This is a genomic window from Streptomyces crystallinus, assembly GCF_039521265.1.
Lineage (GTDB): Bacteria > Actinomycetota > Actinomycetes > Streptomycetales > Streptomycetaceae > Streptomyces > Streptomyces crystallinus.
On record NZ_BAAACA010000016.1, the window covers coordinates 164841 to 182849 of the forward strand.

At 72.7% G+C, this 18009-nt stretch carries 16 protein-coding genes; 10 read left to right on the forward strand and 6 right to left on the reverse strand.

The annotated features are described in order from the left end of the window. Positions 1 to 59: 59 nt before the first annotated feature. Positions 60 to 410 carry an SsgA family sporulation/cell division regulator gene (locus ABD236_RS16840; protein ID WP_344074524.1) on the reverse strand — a complete coding sequence of 117 codons (351 nt, stop codon included), beginning with the start codon at positions 408 to 410 and terminating at the stop codon, positions 60 to 62. Between the two features lie 200 nt (positions 411 to 610). On the opposite strand from ABD236_RS16840, the gene ABD236_RS16845 reads away from it, so the two are divergent. From ABD236_RS16845 to ABD236_RS16855, 3 genes are read left to right on the forward strand one after another with little or no spacing between them, the layout of a single operon-like run. Further along, a complete protein-coding gene (locus ABD236_RS16845; RefSeq protein WP_344074525.1) occupies positions 611 to 1672 on the forward strand; it encodes an energy-coupling factor ABC transporter permease in 1062 nt (353 codons plus the stop codon). A gap of 1 nt (position 1673) precedes the next feature. Next, on the forward strand, positions 1674 to 2435 hold the full coding sequence (gene cbiQ, locus ABD236_RS16850) for a cobalt ECF transporter T component CbiQ (RefSeq protein WP_344074526.1): 762 nt from the start codon (positions 1674 to 1676) through the stop codon (positions 2433 to 2435). An 8-nt stretch (positions 2436 to 2443) separates the two neighbouring features. Beyond that, positions 2444 to 3208 carry an energy-coupling factor ABC transporter ATP-binding protein gene (locus ABD236_RS16855; RefSeq protein ID WP_344074527.1) on the forward strand — a complete coding sequence of 255 codons (765 nt, stop codon included), beginning with the start codon at positions 2444 to 2446 and terminating at the stop codon, positions 3206 to 3208. A gap of 6 nt (positions 3209 to 3214) precedes the next feature. On the opposite strand, the gene ABD236_RS16860 is transcribed toward ABD236_RS16855, so the two are convergent. From ABD236_RS16860 to ABD236_RS16880, 5 genes are all read right to left on the reverse strand, one after another. After that, entirely contained in the window at positions 3215 to 4375 is a 1161-nt protein-coding gene (locus tag ABD236_RS16860) for a serine hydrolase domain-containing protein (RefSeq protein ID WP_344074528.1), read from the reverse strand. Between the two features lie 458 nt (positions 4376 to 4833). Further along, positions 4834 to 5685 carry an EamA family transporter gene (locus ABD236_RS16865; RefSeq protein WP_344074529.1) on the reverse strand — a complete coding sequence of 284 codons (852 nt, stop codon included), beginning with the start codon at positions 5683 to 5685 and terminating at the stop codon, positions 4834 to 4836. Continuing rightward, positions 5682 to 6170, reverse strand: coding sequence for a YbaK/EbsC family protein (locus ABD236_RS16870; protein ID WP_344074530.1), 489 nt, complete (start codon positions 6168 to 6170; stop codon positions 5682 to 5684). Before ABD236_RS16870 ends, ABD236_RS16865 begins: the two co-directional genes overlap by 4 nt. Before the next feature lie 82 nt (positions 6171 to 6252). Continuing rightward, positions 6253 to 7893, reverse strand: a complete 1641-nt coding sequence (locus ABD236_RS16875; RefSeq protein ID WP_344074531.1) for a penicillin-binding transpeptidase domain-containing protein — start codon at positions 7891 to 7893, stop codon at positions 6253 to 6255. 118 nt (positions 7894 to 8011) lie between these two features. Further along, entirely contained in the window at positions 8012 to 9784 is a 1773-nt protein-coding gene (locus tag ABD236_RS16880; protein ID WP_344074532.1) for a dolichyl-phosphate-mannose--protein mannosyltransferase, read from the reverse strand. A 96-nt stretch (positions 9785 to 9880) separates the two neighbouring features. Here ABD236_RS16880 and rsmI point away from each other — a divergent pair, with 96 nt between their 5' ends. The 7 genes from rsmI (at position 9881) to ABD236_RS16915 (ending at position 17584) form a co-directional block, all read left to right on the forward strand. After that, positions 9881 to 10759 (forward strand): 16S rRNA (cytidine(1402)-2'-O)-methyltransferase, encoded by an 879-nt coding sequence (gene rsmI / locus ABD236_RS16885; protein ID WP_344074534.1) that lies wholly within the window; start codon positions 9881 to 9883, stop codon positions 10757 to 10759. Positions 10760 to 10940: 181 nt separating this feature from the next. Then, positions 10941 to 11360 carry a hypothetical protein gene (locus tag ABD236_RS16890; RefSeq protein WP_344074535.1) on the forward strand — a complete coding sequence of 140 codons (420 nt, stop codon included), beginning with the start codon at positions 10941 to 10943 and terminating at the stop codon, positions 11358 to 11360. A 30-nt stretch (positions 11361 to 11390) separates the two neighbouring features. After that, on the forward strand, positions 11391 to 12263 hold the full coding sequence (locus ABD236_RS16895) for a TatD family hydrolase (protein ID WP_344074536.1): 873 nt from the start codon (positions 11391 to 11393) through the stop codon (positions 12261 to 12263). Between the two features lie 142 nt (positions 12264 to 12405). Continuing rightward, positions 12406 to 13770 (forward strand): resuscitation-promoting factor, encoded by a 1365-nt coding sequence (locus ABD236_RS16900; protein WP_425543886.1) that lies wholly within the window; start codon positions 12406 to 12408, stop codon positions 13768 to 13770. After that, positions 13767 to 14627: a 16S rRNA (adenine(1518)-N(6)/adenine(1519)-N(6))-dimethyltransferase RsmA gene (gene rsmA / locus ABD236_RS16905; RefSeq protein WP_344074537.1), complete on the forward strand. Its 861-nt coding sequence runs from the start codon at positions 13767 to 13769 to the stop codon at positions 14625 to 14627. Before ABD236_RS16900 ends, rsmA begins: the two co-directional genes overlap by 4 nt. Beyond that, positions 14624 to 15577, forward strand: a complete 954-nt coding sequence (locus tag ABD236_RS16910) for a 4-(cytidine 5'-diphospho)-2-C-methyl-D-erythritol kinase (RefSeq protein WP_344074539.1) — start codon at positions 14624 to 14626, stop codon at positions 15575 to 15577. Before rsmA ends, ABD236_RS16910 begins: the two co-directional genes overlap by 4 nt. A gap of 201 nt (positions 15578 to 15778) precedes the next feature. Next, on the forward strand, positions 15779 to 17584 hold the full coding sequence (locus tag ABD236_RS16915) for an ABC-F family ATP-binding cassette domain-containing protein (protein ID WP_344074540.1): 1806 nt from the start codon (positions 15779 to 15781) through the stop codon (positions 17582 to 17584). Positions 17585 to 18009 lie beyond the last annotated feature (425 nt).

Here is an 18009-nt window from a genome sequence, read left to right on the forward strand (position 1 = left end):
ACGCAGCACGCGTTAGGGGCCGGCTCTTTCGTTGCGTACGTCCGGCTACGCCCGGGCGACTACGGCCGTCCGCTCGGCGCGGGCGTCACGCTGTAGGTGTGACGCAGAAAGCGGACCAGTGGCGAGCTGTCGAACTGGACCACCGCGACTCCGTCCGGCGAGTGGAACTCCAGCACGGTCTGGGCCCGTCCGCAGGGCCAGACGGCGACGTCGCCGCGGCGGGTCGGGCCGCGCAGCCCGGCCTCCAGGAGGGAGCGCGGGAAGACCCACTCGTTGCCGCCGGGAAAGGCGAAGCACACGGCCAGCGGGTCCTCGGCGGGGTCGTAGCGCAGGGCGACCGGAACGGGGCGGTGGTGCGGGGCGTCCGAGACGATCCTCGCGCGGGCGTGTTCCTCGACGGCGGGGGACATCAGTCGCTCCTCACACTCACTCAGCGCAGCTCTTCATGTTCTTTGTCATTAAATGTCGCATATTTTCGGGGGCGCGCCGGGCGCGAGAACGGTTGGTAAATCTCGCGTATGCGCTCTTGCGACCCGTTCGCAGGTGCACGACTATCATCGAGCGGTTCCTTCGAACGGTTCCAGCCATCCAGGCCCAGCGGAGACCACCCATGCATGTCCCGGACGGATTCATCAACGCCCCCGTCTCCGCGGTAGCCGGAGTCGGCGCGGCGGCCGCCATCGCGGTCAGCCTGCGCGGGGCCCGACGTGAACTCGACGAGAAGACGGCCCCGCTCGCGGGCCTGGTCGCGGCGTTCATCTTCGCCGTGCAGATGCTGAACTTCCCGGTGGCCGCGGGCACCAGCGGCCATCTGCTCGGCGGGGCGCTCGCGGCGATACTCGTCGGTCCGTACACCGGCGTCCTCTGTGTCTCCGTCGTACTGCTCATGCAGGGCATCCTCTTCGCCGACGGCGGCCTCACCGCGCTCGGCGTCAACATCACCGACATGGCGATCGTGACGACGGTCGTGGCGTACACCGTCTTCCGCGGCCTGGTGAAGGTGCTGCCCCGCAGGCGGAGCTCCATCACCGCGGCCACCTTCGTCGCCGCCCTCCTCTCCGTTCCGGCCGCCGCCCTCGCCTTCACCGCGATCTACGCGGCCGGCGGCACCACCGACGTCCCCATCGGCAAGGTGCTCACCGCGATGGTCGGCGTGCACGTCCTCATCGGCATCGGCGAGGCCGCGATCACCGCGCTCACCGTGGGCGCGGTCATCGCCGTACGGCCCGACCTCGTCCACGGGGCCCGCGGACTGCACACCCCGCTGAAGCTGCGGGTGGGCGGCGAACTGGTCGACGCCCCCGCTCCCGAGCCCGTACCCGCCGCGGCCCGCTCCACGCACAAGGTGCGCGCCGCGTTCGTCGTCGCCGCCCTGCTGCTGGCCGGCTTCTTCTCCTTCTACGCCTCCGCCTCGCCCGACGGCCTGGAGAAGGTCGCCCACGACAAGGGCATCGACACCCAGGAGAAGAAGCACGCCACCGAGGACTCGCCGCTCGCGGGCTACTCGGTCAAGGACATCGGCAACGACCGGGTCGCCACGGGCCTCGCGGGCATGATCGGCGTCGCGGTGACCGTCGGCGTCGGCAGCGGCATCTTCTGGGTGGTGCGCCGCCGCCGCGGCAGCGCCGCCGAGGCCACACCCACCGCCCTGCCCGAGACCGAGAAGGTCTGACATGGGCGCCGGCCACACGCACAAGCTCTACCGGCAGGCCGCCTCGCCGGTCCACGCGCTGCCCCCGCACTGCAAGCTCACGGCCGTCTTCCTCTTCGTGATCGTGGTCGTCTCGACCCCGCGCGAGGCGGTCTGGGCCTTCGGTCTGTACGCGGTGCTGATCGCGGCGGTGGCGGCCACCGCCCGGATCCCGGCGGGCTTCCTGCTCAAGCGGCTGCTGATCGAGATCCCGTTCGTGACGTTCGCGGTGCTGATGCCGTTCGTGGTGCCGGGCGAGCAGGTGCACGTGCTCGGCCTGTCGATGAGCGAGAACGGGCTGTGGGGCGCGTGGAACGTGCTCGCCAAGGGCACGCTCGGGGTCGCCGCCTCGGTGATCCTGGCCGCCACGACGGACCTGCGGGCCCTGCTGCTGGGCCTCCAGCGGCTCAGGCTCCCGTCCCTGCTCGTCCAGATCGCGTCGTTCATGATCCGCTACGGCGACGTGATCACGGACGAGATGCGCCGGATGTCGATCGCCCGCCGCTCACGCGGCTTCGAGGCGAGCGGCCTGAAGTCCTGGGGCGTCCTCGCCAAGTCGGCGGGCGCGCTCTTCATCCGCTCGTACGAGCGCGGTGAGCGGGTCCATCTGGCCATGGTCAGCCGCGGTTACGCGGGTTCGATGCCGGTCATCGACGAGGTGACGGCGACCGGTGCGCAGTGGCGGTACGCGGCGGCGCTCCCCGCGTCGGCTCTGGTGATCTGTCTGTTGGGGTGGACTCTGTGACTACGTCGATGACTTCTTCCGCTGCCCCCGCCTCCCTCGAGGTGAGCGGGCTGGCCTTCGCCTACCCCGACGGCCACCAGGCCCTGTTCGGCGTCGACCTGACGGTGGGGCGCGGCGAGCGGGTCGCGCTGCTCGGCCCCAACGGCGCCGGCAAGACCACCCTGGTCCTGCACCTCAACGGCATCCTGACCGGCGGCGCGGGCTCGGTGAAGGTGGCCGGGCTGCCGGTGGAGAAGCGCAATCTGGCGGAGATCCGCCGCCGGGTCGGCATCGTCTTCCAGGACCCCGACGACCAGCTGTTCATGCCCACCGTCCGGGAGGACGTGGCGTTCGGCCCGGCCGCGTCCGGGATGCGCGGGGCGGAGCTGGACGCGCGGGTGCGCACGGCCCTGGAGCGGGTGGGGATGGCGGAGTTCGCCGACCGGCCCCCGCACCACCTCTCCTTCGGCCAGCGCCGCCGGGTCGCGGTGGCCACGGTGCTCGCGATGGAACCGGAGATCCTGGTCCTGGACGAGCCGTCGTCCAACCTGGACCCGGCCTCCCGCCGTGAACTGGCCGACATCCTGCGGGCGTTGGACGTCACGGTGCTGATGGTCACGCACGACCTGCCGTACGCCCTCGAGCTGTGCGGCCGTTCGGTGATCCTCAGCGGCGGCACCATCGCGGCGGACGGCAAGACGGTGGACGTCCTCTCGGACGAGGACCTGATGCGCACCCACCGCCTGGAGCTGCCGTTCGGCTTCGACCCGAGGGCGGCCGCCGCCAAGGCGTGAGCGGCGTTACGGGGTGAGGGCGTCCCGGACCGCGCGCACCAGGGCCTGGGCGCGCGGGTCGGCGGTGACGCCCTTCTGGAGGCCGTTGGTGACATAGCCGAAGGCGATGCCGGACTCCGGGTCGGCGAACCCCAGGGAGCCGCCGCGGCCCGGGTGCCCGAAGGAGCCGGGGCCCAGGAGGGGGGACGCGGGCCCGTGCAGCATGTACCCGAGCCCGAAGCGGGTGTTGACGACGAGGACGCGGTCCGGGCCGGCGGACTCCTCGGTCCGGGCCAGGGCGACGGTGGCGGGCGCGAAGAGCCGCCGCCCGTCCACCTCCCCGATCGTGGCCGCGTAGAACCGGGCGAGGCCCCGGGCGGTCGAGATGCCCGCCGAAGCGGCGAGTTCGGCGGCCCGGTAGGCGGGGTCGTTCTCGTCCGGGAGCGGGTCGATGGCGCCGAACGCGCGGCGGGTGAGGGAGCCGGGGTCGGCGTAGGCGGCGGCGACGGCGGGCTTGGGCCGCAGCGTGATGGCACCGGACGCTCGGGGCGCCTCGGCCGGCCCCACGCGCCCCACCCTCGCGGCTTCGTCCTCCGGCAGCCCGATCCAGAAGTCGGCCCCCAGCGGCCGGGCGATCTCCTCGGCGACCCAGCGGCCGAGCGTGCGGCCGGTGACGCGCCGCACGAGCTCGCCGAGCAGCCAGCTGTACGTCTGGGCGTGGTACCCGTGTCCGCTGCCCGGCTCCCAGAACGGCGTCTGCGCGGCGACCGCGGCCGCCCCCGACTCGCCGTCGGCGGCCTCGGCCGGGGTGAGGGGCCGGTCCAGGGCGGGCACGCCGGCGCGGTGGGCCAGCAGATGGCGGACGAGGGCGCGGTCCTTGCCGTTGGCCTTGAACTCGGGCCAGTACGTGGCGACGGGCGCGTCCAGGTCCAGCTGGCCGCGCTGGTGGAGCAGGAGCGGGACGGCGGCGGCCAGGCCCTTGGTGGCGGAGCGGACGATCTGGGCGGTGTCGACGGCCCAGGGGGCGTCGCCGTCGACGTCCTTGGTCCCGCCCCACAGGTCGACGACCTTGCGCCCGTTGCGGTAGACGGCGACGGCGGCGCCGCGGTCTCCGCGGTGGGTGAAGTTCTGGACGAACGCGGCCCTGACCGCCTCGTATCCCGGGTCGACCGAGCCCTGCACGTCCACGCCCGCTCCTGTTCTTGCCACTGCGGCGATCTCCGCGCCCGGTCCATTGAACGCGACACGCCACCGTTTTGTGCCCGGCCTTTGTCTGCGGCTGCGTGGGTGGTCGCTCGCGCAGTTCCCCGCGCCCCTAGGGTGCCCGGCCTTCGTCTGCGGGCCGGTGGCCGCCTCCCGCGCAGTTCCCCGCGCCCCCAAACCCCCGTTCGTCCGCGGGTCGTGGCCGCTTCTCGCGCAGTTCCCCGCGCCCCTGAAAGCCTGTGGCTGAGCTGGGTTGTCCGGCTGCGGCCGACTACCTGAGGGGCGCGGGGAACTGCGCGACCAGCCCGCCACCGGGTCGCAGACGAACCCGCAGCGGGGTGCGGGGCCGCAGGTCCCGCGACCGGTACGGGGCCCGGGGGCCCGGCCCCCACCCACCCCCGGCGGGTTTAGGGAAGGGGCGGGGTGGGGGATCGCACCCCCGGTCACCCCGCTCGCAGCATCAGCCCGATCCCCACCACCAACACCCCCGCCGCAGCGATCCGCACACCCCCGAACCGCTCCTTGAACAGCAGCGCCCCGATCCCCGCCCCCACGATGATGCTCGACTCCCGCAGCGCCGCCACAGGAGCCAGTGGCGCCCGCGTCTGGGCCCACAGGACCAGGCCGTAGGCCGTCATGGACAGGGCCGCCCCCAGCAGGCCGCGCGCGGCGTACGGCCGCAGCTGCTCCCACAGGGCGCCCCGGCGCCGGAACACCGCGTACCCCGGGATCAGCAGCCCCTCCAGGATCATCAGCCACGCGATATAGCCCACGGGCGTGCCCGACGCGCGGACGCCGACGCCGTCGACGACGGTGTACGCCGCGATCGACAGGCCCGTCGCCAGCGCGGCCAGCAGCGCCGGCCAGTGCGGCCGGGCCCCCGAGCCCCGGATGCCCCACAGCGCCATCCCGACCAGGCCCGCCGAGGCGACCGCCACCCCCGAAGCCTGCCACGCGTTCAGGCTCTCGCCGACGAACAGCACCGCCAGCACGGTCACCACCAGCGGCGCCGTACCCCGCGCGATCGGATACATCTGCCCGAAGTCGCCGAGGCTGAAGGAGCGCATCAAGAGCGCCTGGTAGCCGGTGTGCAGCGCCGCCGAGGCGATGAGGTACGGCCAGGCGCCGGACGCGGGCAGCGGTGTGAACAGCGCGAGCACCGCGCCGATCGCCGTCGCCCCGCCGCCTATCAGCGTGAACGCGACCAGCTGGTCCTTGATCGTGTGCGCCATCGCGTTCCAGGACGCGTGGGTGACGGCGGCGAGCAGGACGGCCAGCGCGACCGCCAGGCTCACGCGGTGCGCTCGCGCACGTCGGCCAAGGTGCCGCCGGCGTGCCCGATCAGCGTCTTCGGGTCGAGCGGGAAGACCGTGTGAGGCGTGCCGGCGGCCGCCCAGACCACGTCGTGGTCGAGCAGCGCGCGGTCGGCGAGGACGCGGGTGCGGCGCACATGGCCGAAGGGCGGCACACCGCCGATCGCGTAACCGGTCGTCTCCCGTACGAGCTCGGCCCCCGCCCGCTTCACCTTCTCCGCGCCCAGCTCACGCCGTACGAGCTCGACGTCCACCCGCGACGAGCCGTCCATCAGGACGATCACCGGGACCCCGTCCGCCTCGAAGACCAGCGACTTGACGATCTCGCTGATGTCGCAGCCGATGGCGGCGGCGGCCTCGGCGGCGGTCCTGGTCGCGTCCGGGAAGCGGCGTACCTCCACGGCGAGCCCGAGGGCGCGCAGCGCCTCGGCGAACCGGGGGTGGGCAGGGGATTCTTGAGCACTCATGTCCCCGCACGCTAGCGGTAGCCGCGGGGGGCGTGCGAGGCCGTTTCCCCGTGCCCCGCGTCACCCCTTTACCCCCTCCACGTCACCCCGCCCGCAGCACCCGCGCCACGATCGGCCCCGCAGCGTCCACGCCGTGGCCGCCCGACTGGACGAGGGCCGCGGCGGCCAGCCCGTTGCCGTACCCGGTGAACCAGCTGTTGGACTTGCCCTGCTGGTCGACCTCGGCCGAGCCGGTCTTGGCGCCCTTGGGTCCGGGCACCCCCGCCATCGCGCCCACGGCCGTTCCGCTGCCGGTGGTCGCCGCGTGCATCATCTGCTGGAGCTGGGAGGCGAGCGGGCCCGGCAGCGGCTCGGCGGTGGCCAGTTCGCGGCCGTCCAGGTTCTGCGGCACGATCACCGGCTGGCGGAAGCCGCGGTTGATCACGGTGGCCGAGACGGACGCCATGTCGAGCGGGCTCATCTGGACCTTGCCCTGCCCGATGTAGGACGCGGCGGTCTCCACGCCGGAGGACTCCGGGACGCTGCCGTCGAAGGACTTCACGCCGCCGAGCTTCCAGTTGTTCTGGCCGAGCCCGAAGTAGTCCCGGGCGGTCCGGCCGAGCGCGGTCCCGGCGACACCCTTTCCGGTGAGCGGCTTCACCGGCTTGATGAAGGCGGTGTTGCAGGACTGGGCGAACGCGTCGGTCAGGGTGCCGTGCGGGATGGTGAAGTCCTTGAGGTTGTGGAAGGTGTAGCCCTCCCACGGAACCGTCGCCGGACACTCGACCGGCTGGTCCGCCCCGCCCACCCCGTTCTGGATGATCATCGCGCCGGTCACGATCTTCATCGTGGAGCCGGGGGCGACGGACGCCTGGAGCGAGGCCGGGAAGCCGTCCTTGCGGTTGTCCGCGACGGCCCGGATCTCCCCGTTGGACGGTTCGATCGCCACCACGGAGGACTCCGCGAAGTCCTTCACGGCCCGCTCGGCCGCCGCCTGGACGTCCGCGTCGAGCGTCGTCGTCAGCTTGCCGGGCTTGCCCTTGGCCAGGGTGAGCAGCGTCTGGTTGGGTGTGCCCTCGGCGCCGCCCTCGATCCAGGTCTCCACGCCCGGTGTGCCGTTGGCCTTGGCCCCGTACTTCTGCCGCAGCGCGTCCAGGACGAACCCGAGGGAGGGGTACTTCTCCTTGGTCAGCACCCGCCCCTCGTGGTCGACGGCCTCGATCTCCGGGTTCTTGGCGGCCCCGGTCACCAGCTTCTCGCCGGACTTCAGCTTCGGGTGGACGACGGCCGGCTGCCAGTCCACCAGCGCCTTGCCGGTGGTCAGCCCCCGTACGACGGTCAGCCGGGAGGCGTAGTCGAGCGCCGCCGTCTTCCCCTCGTAGGTGACCTGCGCCTTCACCGTGTACGGAACGGTCGCCCCGGTGGCCGCCCCCGGCGTGATCGTCACCTTGTCCACGTGCGCCTCGTCGTGGAAGCCGGTGAGCGCGCTCTGGGCGGCGGCGTTGTTGTTGGTCAGGACCGAGGCCGCCGCCGCGTCCCCCTTGGACCAGGCGTCGAAGAAGGCCTGGGCGGTCTTGTTGATCTCGTCGGCGCCGGGCGGCCCGGTCCGTACCGGCGCCGCCCTCGTATGCGAACCGGAGGACGAGTCGTCCCCGGACAGCATCTGGTAGCCCCCGTACACCACTCCGGTGCCGACGACCACGAACACTCCGCCGACGACGGCGGCCTTGGCTCCACTGCGCATCCGCAGCCCCTCCCCAGGAGTCTCTTGAACGCGTTCAAGAGTTTGCTTGGGAGGAACTTTACGTGACACCACTGACACTGGCCCCGCCCGTTACCGGACCGGGACACCACTCAGCGGCTCACACCCAGGTATCCAGCCACATCCGGTTCCGCCAGGAGTCCAGCGGGATCGCCGTGCCGGTGTAGATCGGCCAGAAGTAGATGAAGTTCCAGACGATCAGCAGCACCAGCACGCCCGCGCCGATCGCGCCCACCGCCCGGCGCCGCTCGTCCGAGCCCGGTGGCCCGAGGATCGCGCCGATCATCATCGCCACCGCCAGACACAGGAACGGCACGAAGACGACCGCGTAGAAGAAGAAGATCGTCCGCTCCTGGTAGAGGAACCAGGGCAGATAGCCCGCCGCGATGCCGCCGACGATCGCGCCCGCCCGCCAGTCGCGCCGGAACACCCAGCGCCACAGCACGTACAGGATCGCGAAGCACGCCGCCCACCACAGCAGCGGCGTGCCCAGCGCCAGCACCTCGCGGGCGCACTTGTCGGTGGTGGAGGACGGGCAGCCGTCGGTGCCGGGTGAGGGGCTCTCGTAGAAGTACGAGACCGGGCGGCCCAGGACGATCCAGCTCCAGGGGTTCGACTGGTAGGTGTGCTTGTCCGTCAGGTTGACGTGGAAGCTGTAGACCTCGGCCTCGTAGTGCCACAGGCTGCGCAGCGACTCCGGCACCCAGCCCATGTCGAACTGCGGCAGGCTCACCTTGCCCAGCAGCGGCAGCTTGACGTGGTCCGGGGAGAGGCCGTCGCGGCCGTGCGCCCAGTCGCGGAAGTAGCCCTTGTCGGTCATGAACCAGCCGGTCCAGGAGGCCAGATACGTCACCACGGCCACCGGGACCGTGGAGACGAACGCCCAGCACACATCCCTCCTGAGCGCCGCGCGGTAGGGGCGCACCGCGCCCGCCGTGCGCCGGGCGGAAGCGTCCCAGACCACCGTCATCACACAGAAGACCACCAGGACGTACAGGCCGTTCCACTTGGTGCCGCAGGCAAGGCCCAGCGCCACCCCGGCCGCGATCCGCCACGGCCGCAGGCCCAGGCGCAGGCCCTCCGCCACGGCCGTGTCCGGGCGCAGGTCGCCGTCCTCGTTCTCCGGGAGCGCCGCAGCGAGCCGGGCGCGCGCCCGGTCCCGGTCGATCAGCAGACAGCCGAAGGCGGCGAGCACGAAGAACATCACCACGAGGTCGAGCAGCGCCATCCGGCTCATCACGAAGTGCAGCCCGTCGACCGCCAGCAGCAGGCCCGCCAGACAGCCCAGGAACGTCGAGCGGAACAGCCGCCGCCCGATCCGGCAGAGCATCAGCACCGAGAGCGTGCCGAGCACCGCCATCACGAACCGCCAGCCGAACGGCGTGAAGTCGAACCACTTCTCCCCGAGGCCGATCAGGTACTTGCCGACCGGCGGATGCACCACATAGCCCGGGTCGGTGGGGATCTGCACCGACGAGGGGTCCTGGATGATCGACTTGTCGACGTCCTTGGGCCAGGCGCCCTCGTAGCCGCGGTTGATCAGCGCCCAGGCGTCCTTGGCGTAGTACGTCTCGTCGAATATCACCGCGTCCGGGCTGCCCAGCTTCCAGAACCTGAGCAGCCCCGCCACCAGCGTGACCAGCAGCGGCCCGCCCCACGGCGACCAGCGCACCAGCCGCTCGGCCGTCGCGGGGGAGACCTTCAGGACCGCCCAGAGCTGTCCGGACGGCCGGGTGTACGGCGGCACCAGCCGGTCGCGCAGGCCGATTCTCGGCCGGGCCGCGTAGCCGAAGCGGCGCAGCCGGTCCTGCCAGCCGGGCGGCGGATCTCCGGCCGTCTCGCCCTCAAGGGTGTGTGGCGCAGTACTGGTCACCGCGCCATCGTAGGGAAAGCGCCTGTGCGAGTCCCGTGGCCGGGCCCGATCCGGTCCGGGCGACCGGAGCGGCCCCGCAGCTGGGAGGATGGCGGGGTGACCGGAACACTCGTACTCGCAGGGACCCCCATCGGCGACATCGCGGACGCGCCGCCGCGGCTGGCCGCCGAGCTGGAGCGGGCCGACGTCGTCGCGGCCGAGGACACCCGTCGGCTGCGCGGCCTGACCCGGGCGCTCGGCATCCACACCTCGGGCCGGGTCGTCTCGTACTTCGAGGGCAACGAGTCCGCCCGTACGCCCGAACTCGTCGAGGCGCTGGAGGGCGGCGCGCGCGTGCTGCTGGTGACCGACGCCGGGATGCCGTCGGTCTCCGACCCCGGCTACCGGCTCGTGGCGGCCGCCGTCGAGAAGGACATCAAGGTCACGGCCGTGCCCGGGCCCTCCGCGGTGCTCACCGCGCTCGCCCTGTCCGGGCTGCCCGTCGACCGGTTCTGCTTCGAGGGCTTTCTGCCGCGCAAGGCGGGCGAGCGCCTCGGGCGGCTGCGTGAGGTCGCGGACGAGCGCCGCACCCTCGTCTACTTCGAGGCCCCGCACCGGCTCGACGACACGCTCGCCGCGATGGCCGAGGTCTTCGGCGCCGGGCGCCGCGCCGCGGTGTGCCGCGAGCTGACCAAGACGTACGAGGAGGTCAAGCGCGGCAGCCTGGGCGACCTCGCGGCGTGGGCGGCCGACGGGGTGCGCGGCGAGATCACCGTGGTGGTGGAGGGCGCGGCCGAGACCGGGCCCGAGGAGCTGGACGCCGAGGAGCTGGTGCGCCGGGTGCGGGTGCGCGAGGAGGCGGGGGAGCGGCGCAAGGAGGCGATCGCCGCGGTGGCCCTGGACGCGGGCCTGCCCAAGCGCGAGGTGTTCGACGCGGTCGTGGCGGCAAAGAACGCGGCACGACAGGTACCCGCGGACGGTAAAGGACTATCGTAAAAAGTAAAGCGCAGGCCGCGCACCGGGGCTTTTTCCCAGGAAAGGCCAAATCGGCACCAACACTCGACAGCCCCTGATGCGTTTTGGCGGCGAAAGGCGTCCCATGGATCGGGGGCGCTTTCCGCCTCCGCTCGCAAGGAGCGCTCGCAAGAGCTTGTCCAGCGGACAAGGGAGCCGGCACATGAGTGAGATCGCTGAGACCACGGCACACGAGGCATACGCCTTCGCGTGCATGAGGTGTGGGTATGGCTGGGAGCAGGCGTACGAGATAGAGCACCACGTGGACGGCAAGGGGCAGTCGTTCGTGGTCTACAAGGCCGACGGGGAGCGGGTCCCCTCACCTCTGTCCCAGCCCACCTGTATGAACTGCGGCGGACACGTGGTGCGCACCCTGCGCGCCGGCCGGGTCTCCAGCGTGCAGCAGTGGCTCGCCCACCACTCGACCCACCAGGCGCCCGCCGGGCCCGTCGGGTCCGGGGGCGACCCCGAGCCGGACACCCCGCGCGCGGCCCGGCCGGAGCCGGCCGGCACCCCCGACGCCACCCACCACTGGCACCTGTCCAACCTTCTGCACCCCTTCCAGCACCACCACAAGAAGTGACGCGCCGGGGCCTTTCATAGGATCGGCCCCATGAGTGCCGCCAAGGATGCCCCGCCCCCGCTGCCCGAACCGCTCGGTGTGGCGGTGGCCGACTCGCACACCCACCTGGACATGCAGTCCACCACGGTGGAGGAGGCCCTGACCAAGGCCGCGTCCGTCGGGGTGACGACGGTGGTCCAGGTGGGGTGCGACCTGAAGGGCTCCCAGTGGGCGGCGGAGACGGCCGAGGCGTACGAGAACGTGCACGCCGCCGTCGCCCTGCACCCGAACGAGGCGCCCAGGATCGTCCTGGGCGACCCCGACGGCTGGTCGCGCCAGGGCGCGCGGCAGCCCGGCGGCGACGCCGCCCTCGACGAGGCGCTCGCCGAGATCGACCGGCTCGCCGCCCTGCCGCACGTGAAGGCCGTCGGCGAGACCGGCCTCGACTACTTCCGCACCGGGGCCGACGGCATGGCCGCCCAGGAGCGGTCCTTCCGGGCGCATATCGAGATCGCCAAACGGCACGGCAAGGCGCTGGTGATCCACGATCGCGAGGCGCACGAGGATGTGCTGCGCATTCTGCGCGAGGAAGGCGCACCCGAGCGCACGGTGTTCCACTGCTATTCCGGTGACGCGGAAATGGCGGAACTCTGCGCAAGGGCCGGGTACTTCATGTCCTTCGCCGGAAACATGACCTTCAAGAACGCCCAGCCGCTGCGCGACGCGCTCGCCGTCGCCCCGCTGGAACTGGTCCTCGTGGAGACGGACGCGCCGTTCCTCACCCCCGCCCCGTACCGCGGACGGCCCAATGCGCCGTATCTCGTTCCGGTCACGGTCCGCGCCATGGCGGCGGTGAAGTCCCTTCACGAGGACGTGCTGGCCGCGGCCATCGCGGAGAACACTGCGCGCGCATTCGATTACTGACGGATAACGGCCGATGTGCCCCGACTGGGCGAGTGCAGGGTAGCGCGGCGACGCTCCGTAGTCGAATCGCTTTGGAGGGTGACCGGCGCTCCGCTAGTGTCCCGGCCTCGACGGGACCGACCGGCCGGAACTCTGGAGCGCCGTGAGCAATACGCAGGGCAGTCACCGTGCCGCACGCGGCGGCCGCCGCGCGGCGGCGAGAACGGCCGAGCAGCCGTACCCGCAGGACGCGCCGCCCGCCGTGGCGCCCTCGTACGACACGTACGACACGTACGACACGTACGACACGTACGAGACGCAGCCCGCGGAGGTGCCCGGGCCGCGCCGGGACGCCGGGCCGGAGGAGGGCTCGCGGGCCGGGGCGCGGCGGGCCGCGCGGCGCCGCAGGAGCGGCGGGGCGCTGCTCGGCGCCGGGCCCGACGCGCTGCGCCGGCTCATCCCGCAGGCCCTGGTGGTCGCCTTCCTCGCGGGCGGGACCACCGCGTTCCTCGCCAACGACAAGGCGGTGCGGCTCACCGTCGACGGCGTGCCGCGCACCCTGCACACCTTCGCCGACGACGTCGACGAGCTGCTCGCGGACCAGCACGTGAGCGTGGGGGACCACGACATCGTCGCGCCGGGCCGCCACGAGGCGCTGACCGGGGGCGACGAGGTGGTCGTCCGCTACGGCCGCCCGGTCGCGCTCACCCTCGACGGCCAGCGCCGCCAGGTGTGGACCACCGCCCAGACCGTCGACGGGGCGCTGCGCCAGCTCGGGGTGCGGGCCGAGGGCGCATACCTCTCGGCCTCCCGCTCGTCCGCCATCGGCCGCACCGGGATGGGCCTGGACGTGCGCACCGAGCGGCAGGTCACCTTCCTCGCCGACGGGCGCGAGCGCACCATCCGCACCAACGCGGCGACCGTCGCCGAGGCCGTGGAGGAGGCCGGGATCTCGCTGCGCGGCCAGGACACCACCTCCGTGCCGCCGTCCGCCTTCCCCCGCGACGGGCAGACCATCACCGTCATGCGGATCACCGGCAGCCGCGAGGTCCGCGCGGAGCCCATCCCGTACGAGGTCGTCAAGACGAAGGACGACTCGCTCTTCGCCGGGACCGAGGTCGTCGACCGGCCCGGGCAGCAGGGCTTTCGCAAGGTCACCTACGCGCTGCGGTCCGTCAACGGGGTGCGGCAGAAGCCCCGGAAGGTCGCCGAGCACGTGGTGCGCCCGCCGGTCACCCAGACCGTCCGGATCGGCACCAAGCCGCTGCCCACCTCGGTCGGCGGCGCCGACCACCTCGACTGGGGCGCGCTCGCCCACTGCGAGTCCGGCGGGCGGCCCGGCGCGGTCGACCCGACCGGGAACTACGGCGGGCTCTACCAGTTCGACGGCCGCACCTGGCACGCGCTCGGCGGTAGCGGCCTCCCGCAGCACGCCAGCGCGTCGGAGCAGACGTTCCGGGCGAAGAAGCTCTATGTGCAGCGGGGGTCGAGTCCGTGGCCGCACTGCGGCCGTAGGCTGTATCGGTGAGCACCACTGAGCCCGATGCCCTCCTCGGCCCCGCCGACATCCGTGAACTGGCCGCAGCGCTGGGCGTACGCCCCACCAAGCAGCGCGGCCAGAACTTCGTCATCGACGCCAATACGGTCCGCCGGATCGTACGGACGGCGGGGGTGCGGCCCGACGACGTCGTGGTGGAGGTCGGGCCCGGCCTCGGCTCGCTGACCCTGGCGCTGCTGGAAGCCGCGGACCGGGTGACGGCCGTCGAGATCGACGACGTGCTCGCGGGCGCGCTGCCCGCCACCATCGCGGCCCGGCTGCCCGCCAGGAAGGACCGCTTCGCGCTGGTCCACTCCGACGCGATGCTGGTCCAGGAGCTGCCCGGACCCGCCCCGACCGCCCTGGTCGCGAACCTGCCGTACAACGTCGCCGTGCCCGTCCTGTTGCACATGCTGGACCGCTTCCCGACGATCGAGCGCACCCTGGTCATGGTCCAGGCGGAGGTCGCGGACCGACTCGCGGCGAAGCCCGGCAACAAGGTGTACGGAGTGCCGTCGGTGAAGGCCAACTGGTACGCGGAGGTCAAGCGTGCCGGGTCGATCGGCCGCAACGTCTTCTGGCCCGCGCCGAACGTCGACTCGGGCCTGGTCTCGCTGGTGCGGCGCACCGAGCCGGTGCAGACCACCGCCACCAAGGCGGAGGTCTTCGCGGTGGTCGACGCGGCCTTCGCCCAGCGCCGCAAGACCCTGCGGGCCGCTCTGGCGGGCTGGGCCGGCTCGGCCGCGCTCGCCGAGGAGGCGCTGGTCGCGGCCGGGATCTCGCCGCAGGCGCGCGGCGAGGCGCTGACGGTGGAGGAGTTCGCGCGGATCGCGGAGGCGAAGAAGTGACGCGGCCGGCGGCGGTCACCGTCCGCGTCCCCGCCAAGGTCAACGTCCAGCTCGCGGTGGGCCCGGCCCGCCCCGACGGCTTCCACGACCTGGCCAACGTCTTCCTCGCGGTCGGCCTGTACGACGAGGTCACGGCGGCGCCGGCCGACTCGTTGCGGATCACCTGCGCCGGCCCGGACGCGGACAAGGTGCCGCTGGACCGTACGAACCTGGCGGCGCGGGCGGCCGAGCTGCTGGCCGCGCGGTACGGCCTCGCGCCCGACGTCCACCTCCACATCGCCAAGGACATCCCGGTCGCGGGCGGCATGGCGGGCGGCAGCGCGGACGGCGCGGCGGCGCTGGTGGCGTGCGACGCGCTGTGGGGCACGGGCGCCTCGCGTGCGGAGCTGCTCGACATCTGCGCGGAGCTCGGCAGCGACGTTCCGTTCAGCCTGGTGGGGGGTGCGGCGCTCGGCACCGGCCGCGGCGAGAAGCTTTCTTCCCTGGACGTCGGCGGCACCTTCCACTGGGTGTTCGCGGCGGCGGACGGGGGGCTGTCCACGCCCGCGGTGTACCGCGAGTTCGACCGGCTCACGCCCGGGGCGGTGGCGCCGGAGGCGGATGAGGCGCTGCTCGCCGCGCTGCGGGCCGGCGACCCCTTCGCCCTGGCGGGCGCGCTCGCGAACGACCTCCAGCCGGCCGCGGTGTCGCTGCGCCCGTCCCTGACGGACACGCTGGCGGCGGGAACGGCGGCGGGCGCGCTCGCGTCCCTGGTGTCGGGGTCGGGGCCCACGACCGCCTTCCTCGCCGAAGGCGAGGAGAGCGCGCGCAGGATCGCCGAGGCACTGACGGCGTCGGGTACGTGCCGCTCGGCCCGGGTGGCTGCTTCCCCGGCCCCCGGCGCGACGGTACTGGCTGCCTCCCCTGCCCCCGGGTCGCCTGCGGATCTGGGCTGGGCCCCAACCCCCTAGGGGCGCGGGGAACTGCGCGAGCAACCCAGCACGGTCCGCAGCCGAAAGCGGTCGTTCTCCGGCCGCGGCCCGGTGGCCGGCTGAGCGCGCAGTTCCCCGCGCCTCTGGGGGGATGGGGCCCGGCCACTGGTTCCCCCGCGCCCCGGGGGCGGGGCAGCACGTACCCTGGAGGGCGATCCAAGCCCCCTGCTCAGGAGTGAAATGGCCGTCAACCTGGTCAATGTCGAGGCAGTCAGCAAGGTATACGGCACCCGTGCCCTGCTCGACGGCGTCTCCCTCGGCGTCTCCGAAGGGGACCGGATCGGTGTGGTCGGCCGCAACGGTGACGGCAAGACCACCCTCATCCGGATGCTCGCGCAGCTGGAGGAGGCCGACACCGGCCGCGTCACCCACGTCGGCGGCCTGCGGCTCGGCGTGCTCACCCAGCACGACTCGCTGGACCCGAAGGCCACCGTCCGCCACGAGGTGATCGGCGACCTCGCCGACCACGAGTGGGCGGGCGACGCCAAGATCCGCGATGTGCTCACGGGCCTCTTCGGCGGTCTCGACCTGCCCGGCTTCGAGAGCGGCCTGGACACGGTCATCGGCCCGCTCTCCGGCGGCGAGCGCCGCCGCATCGCCCTCGCGAAGCTGCTGATCGCCGACCCGGACCTGATCATCCTGGACGAGCCCACCAACCACCTCGACGTGGAGGGCATCGCCTGGCTCGCCGCCCACCTCCAGGCCCGCCGCTCCGCGCTGGTGTGCGTCACCCACGACCGCTGGTTCCTGGACCAGGTCTGCACCCGGATGTGGGACGTGCAGCGCGGCAGCGTGTACGAGTACGAGGGCGGCTACAGCGACTACGTGTTCGCGCGCGCCGAGCGGGAGCGGATCGCCGCGACCGAGGAGGCCAAGCGGCAGAACCTGATGCGCAAGGAGCTGGCCTGGCTGCGCCGCGGCGCCCCGGCCCGCACCTCCAAGCCCCGCTACCGCATCGAGGCCGCCAACGAGCTGATCGCGGACGTGCCGCCGCCGCGCGACACCTCCGAGCTGATGAAGTTCGCCAACGCGCGGCTCGGCAAGACCGTCTTCGACCTGGAGGACGTGACCGTCCAGGCCGGGCCCAAGGTGCTGCTCAAGCACCTGACCTGGCAGCTCGGCCCGGGCGACCGCGTCGGCCTGGTCGGTGTGAACGGCGCGGGCAAGACCTCGCTCCTGCGCGCGCTGGCCGAGGCGGCCCGTACCGAGGGCGAGGCGCAGCCCGCGGCCGGACAGATCAAGGTCGGCAAGACCGTACGGCTCGCCTACCTCTCGCAGGACGTCACCGAACTCCCCGCCGAACTGCGCGTCCTGGAAGCCGTCCAGCAGATCCGGGACCGGGTCGACCTCGGCAAGGGCCGGGAGATGACGGCCGGACAGCTCTGCGAGCAGTTCGGGTTCGGCAAGGAGAAGCAGTGGACGCCGGTCGGCGACCTCTCCGGTGGTGAGCGGCGCCGGCTCCAGCTGCTGCGGCTGCTGATGGACGAGCCGAACGTCCTCTTCCTCGACGAGCCGACCAACGACCTCGACATCGAGACGCTGACCCAGCTGGAGGACCTGCTCGACGGCTGGCCCGGCTCGATGGTGGTCATCTCGCACGACCGGTTCTTCGTCGAGCGCACCACCGACAAGGTGTGGGCGCTGCTCGGCGACGCGGCCCTGCGCATGCTGCCGCGCGGCATCGACGAGTACCTGGAGCGCCGCAGGCGGATGGTCGAGACGACCGCCCCGGCCCCCGCGCCGGCCGCCGCCAAGCCCTCGGGCGGGACCTCCGCCGCCGACTCCCGCGCCGCCAAGAAGGAGCTCCAGCGCATCGAGCGGCAGCTGAACAAGCTCTCCGACCGGGAGGCCGGCCTGCACGCGCAAATCGCCGACAACGCGACCGACTTCGAGAAGGTCGCGGGGCTCGACGCGGAGCTGCGCGCCCTCATCGGCGAGCGCGACGAGCTGGAGATGCGCTGGCTGGAACTGGCCGAGGAGTCGTAGGAACAGCTGGGACGCGTGGGGCTCGTGAGGACGGATGACGAGTCGTAAAGAGCACGTGCAAACTCCATAACAGGCGCATCACAGGCCGGTCCGCCCTTGGGAACAGGGGTGGACCGGCCCCCTGTTCGAGGCGTTGTGGGTGATAGAAAGAAGCCCCGCTCGACTGACGCAAACTGTGCGGGACCATGTCCGATTCCGCTCCGGAAACGCGGGGGAGTCCGTTCGGGCAGCGGTCCCCACGAAGGGGGAGACACGCTGTGACCCAGCCGCCCAGCCAGCAGCCGCCGCAGGGGGGCTTCGGGGCACCCACGGACCCGCCCGCCGGGGCACCCACCCCGCCCGCCCAGCCGCCGCAGATGCCGCCGCCGACCGCCGGCTCGCCGCCCGCGATGCCGCCGGCCCCGCCGCAGGGCGCGCCCGCCGCG